General features: G+C 34.9%; 2 protein-coding genes and 2 rRNA genes. 1 reads left to right on the forward strand and 3 read right to left on the reverse strand.

Annotation, left to right across the window (positions count from 1 at the left end):
* A 16S ribosomal RNA gene (locus tag K5S59_RS28760) occupies positions 1 to 130 on the reverse strand; the annotation flags it as partial.
* A gap of 1,234 nt (positions 131 to 1,364) precedes the next feature.
* Positions 1,365 to 2,324, reverse strand: a complete 960-nt coding sequence (locus tag K5S59_RS28765; RefSeq protein WP_000165406.1) for a proline dehydrogenase family protein — start codon at positions 2,322 to 2,324, stop codon at positions 1,365 to 1,367.
* A gap of 117 nt (positions 2,325 to 2,441) precedes the next feature.
* Between K5S59_RS28765 and pdxR the strand changes: the two genes are divergently transcribed.
* Positions 2,442 to 3,854, forward strand: coding sequence for a MocR-like pyridoxine biosynthesis transcription factor PdxR (gene pdxR / locus K5S59_RS28770; protein WP_000964510.1), 1,413 nt, complete (start codon positions 2,442 to 2,444; stop codon positions 3,852 to 3,854).
* Positions 3,855 to 4,032: 178 nt separating this feature from the next.
* On the opposite strand, the gene rrf is transcribed toward pdxR, so the two are convergent.
* Positions 4,033 to 4,148 (reverse strand): 5S ribosomal RNA (gene rrf, locus K5S59_RS28775).
* Between the last annotated feature and the right edge of the window lie 48 nt (positions 4,149 to 4,196).

Below are 4,196 nucleotides of genomic sequence, written 5' to 3' on the forward strand. Positions count from 1 at the left end.
GTTACCCACGTGTGACTCACCCGTCCGCCGCTAACTGCTTGAGAGCAAGCTCTCAAGCCATTCGCTCGACTTGCATGTATTAGGCACGCCGCCAGCGTTCATCCTGAGCCAGGATCAAACTCTCCAATAAAGTTAGTTTGTCTAGCATCTAAAAATAAAAATTGACGTTTCACGTTGTTTGTTTCGTTCAGTTTTCAAAGAACTACTTGGTCGCTCATTTGCGACTCCCTTATGTTAACATCTTCGTTAGTTAATGTCAACTAAGTTTTTCATTTCGTTTGCCGCATTCTGCGTTATTGCATCGGCGACTTGTTCTATATTACACCTCTAATGTTCAATCGTCAATACCTTTTTATAAATATATTCAAGTTAATATTTTTACACTCTCTACTCTAGAGAAGAACCTATAAAAATTGTATTATCAGCAAAGCCTCTTCTTCTTTACTTTCATTTCTTCCAAAATACATTCAAGTTTACTTATACACTAGACTTAATTTGCACGTAAGTTCCCCCCCAGCGAAACTAACAATCTTATTTTAATACATACTAATATGTAGTTTAAAAATTATCACACTCCCTAATACCTCTTTACTTATCAGGTACTCTATTAGAAACGATTAAAGATACGCATCCTTATAACAAACAACGATACATAAATCTTTATAGACTACTCTAGTTATGGAGCTCCCCTTATATGAAGTAACGCTTACTTACCTATTTACTCGTAAACATTTACTAACTATCCCTGTATCACTGAAATAGCAGACTTATATCTCTTTCATCTTTAGCAGCATCCACTTCCATACGGCCTAATCGTAATAACTTTTATAGCCCCTTAATAAACATTTAAGATATACAAATAAACTATACTCGATTAAAAATACGTACCTCAATTGATCGAATATACTTAACACACCTGAAAGGAACGTTCGTTCTCATTACACTTTATTACTTTTTATCACATTTAAGAATGTTTATCCTATACCTATTATTTACGTTTTACCGTTAGAAGAACGAATCAAGTTACTAACAAAGCATGTAATTTTATTGTTTCTATTATGTATCCCCCGTTTTGAAATACATATTGAATTATAAATTCATTTATTTCTAGCTATAATTCTAAGAATACATAACAATAAGAAACCAATACATATAAAACACCCTAAAAACGAGGTATACGGCTGCACAATTATAAATCATAATCTTTTCAACACCCATAGAAGTCCTGTATGTATTTAACGCAAATATAAACTAAAAAAGTTTCAATAGAAAAAGAGCCGGAATTTCTACTCTAAGGAAAATCCGACTCTTTTTCTATTGGGCCATAACCAAAATAATTTTTACATTTAAGATTAAATGTCTATTTAATATTCCCTACTCTGCTGTGCTGAATATGGATGTATCATATCTGTCACTGCATGATATAGATTTTCTGGATGTTCAGCTATCCGATGACATAAATACAAGTACCACTCTTTCCCATAAGTCAAATATACTCTAGCGTTATGTCCTTTGTTTTTCAAATCACTTAACATATCCGGACGAATTCCATATAGCATTTCTATTTCTACATTAGATTGACTAAAATATTGACGTTGCTCCATCTCTTTAATAAGAATTTCATCGTGTGTAGCTATAGATACAGGCTGATTATTTTCAATTAATTGTTCTACAATCTGAAGATACTGTTGATTTAAGTCAGTTGACCTCCGCATAGCAATATCTGAAGCTTCTTGATAGGCACCTTTTACAACTCTTATTTTCCCTGGATAATGTAGGAGTTCTTGAATATCATTGTTCGAACGATATAAATGTGCCTGAATCGTTATCCCTACATTAGGATATTGCTCAGTTGTTTTTTTATAGATAGAAAGTATGTCCGCTACTTTAGATGATTCTTCCATACTTATCATAATGGTAGTTCCATATACTTTTGCCTTCTCTGCCAACTCCATTAAATGAATATAAGATATTTCTGGATCTATAGATAATCCAATATGCGATAAATCGAGTGATACTGTTTGTTTTATTGGCAGAGCACCCACGTCTCCAATAAGATTCAAAAACTCATTTTTCGCTTTATAACATTCCTTTATATCTAGAGTATTTTCCCCTATGTATTCTAGTGAAGTATGATACCCTTTTGTAATTAGTTCTTTTGCTGTCATAATCCCCTCATGTCTCGTTTCTCCGGTGACAAAGCGTTTCGCGGCCTGCAATAATAACGCATAGAGTTCGGTAGATTGTTGTACATAGGATTTTATATGTTCATTTCGTGCAATCGATTTAAATGCCTGAGCTACTTGGAGTTCTGGTTTAGTCATCACATTTTCATCTCCTTTAGAACTATTTGTTCCAACTATAGCATGCTAAAATGGTTCGTATTAGTACCATTTTAGCTATACTTTTATGGTACCAATTTTGATGAAGGGAGCATTTATATGCTTTGGATGCCTATTGATCGATCGTTAGATATAAGTTTAATTCGCCAGGTTTATCACCAAATACGTGAACGAATATTAAACGGAGAGCTACAATCCGGAGAAAAACTACCATCAACACGGGAATTATCTTCTGAGTTGAGCGTGTCTAGGAATGTAATTTTAGAAGCTTATGATCAATTACTTTCCGAAGGTTTTTTGGTCGCTCGACAAGGAGCCGGGACATTCATTGCCGAAGGGACTTATTTAAAACAACGTAAAGAATCAACTCTAATTGACTCTTTATCTTGGTGCGAAGAAACAAACAAAGACAGTAACATCATTAATTTCCGCTCAGGGATACCAGCATTAGACTTATTTCCACGTAAGGTATGGGCAAAGTTGTCTCACACCACATGGAATGAAGCACCCCCTTCTACATTTGGATACGATATTCCCGAAGGACGTCCCGAATTAAGAAAGGCTTTATCACGCTATTTGCTAAAAACAAGAGGAGTTTTTTGTCATCCAGAACAATTGGTGATTACTTCCGGTGCAACTCAAGCTTTAACACTTGTTTCTAAATTATTTTTATCAGCGGGTGATGAAGTACTAATAGAAGATCCCATCACCAATGACATTCAAACAATTTTTAAAAATTCAGGAGCCTCCCTTCATCCTATACCAGTTGATGATAATGGAATGGATACATCTTTGTTGCCTGCAAATAAAAACCCAAAATTCATCTTCACTACTCCTTCTCACCAGTTTCCTTTGGGAGGAGCTTTACCGATTCAACGACGGGTTCAATTGATTAACTACTCAAGAAAAACGAATTGTTATCTCATTGAAGATGATTATGACAGTGAGTTTCGATATGAAGGCTCTCCTGTAAGTTCATTACAGGGATTGGATCCCGAGCATGTTATATATATAGGTTCATTTAGTAAAATTTTATCACCGGCCCTTAGGATGGGATACTTAGTTCTTCCCTCACACCTTATTGAAAAATGCCGCAGGATCAAATGGTTTTTAGATCTACATACATCTTCTTTAAATCAACTTGTCCTCGCTAAATTTATTACCGAAGATCATTTGGAACGGCATATTATGAAGATGAAAAAAATCTATAAAAATCGAAGAAACTTCCTTATCGAGCAATTAAAATTAGCATTCTTAAATGAAATCAATATTTTCGGCTATTCTACAGGATTACACCTGATTGTTGAATTCAATCAAGTTCAATTCAAAAAAGAATTACTTGAGGAAATCCAACATCTCGGAGTGAAAGTATATCCCGTGGAAGACCACGCCATTGAAAAAGAAAAACATCATAATCGAATTATTATGGGGTATGGACATTTAACAACTGAAGAAATAAAAGAAGGTGTGAGCAGGCTACAGAGGGCAATACCTCGTAGATATTCTTGTTAACGAATGACAGTTTAACAAACTGTTCCATATTTTTCTGAAGGTATGCTATTTAGATGTGAAATCATAATAAAATAAAGCTATTTCTTGCTAGATAAACGTACTCATAGAGCCGATATGAATCACAAAATTATTTCATTAAACACAAAAAAGACGAGTCATACTGACTCGTCTTAAAGTTGCTTGGCGACGTCCTACTCTCACAGGGACAAGGTCCCAACTACCATCGGCGCTAGAGAGCTTAACTTCCGTGTTCGGTATGGGAACGGGTGTGACCTCTCTGCCATCATCACCAAACTATGAAGGCATATTCCTTCAAAACTAGATAACATTGCTTCATATTAT

Source organism: Bacillus sp. BML-BC051 (assembly GCF_019656175.1).
Classification (GTDB): Bacteria; Bacillota; Bacilli; order Bacillales; family Bacillaceae_G; genus Bacillus_A; species Bacillus_A mobilis.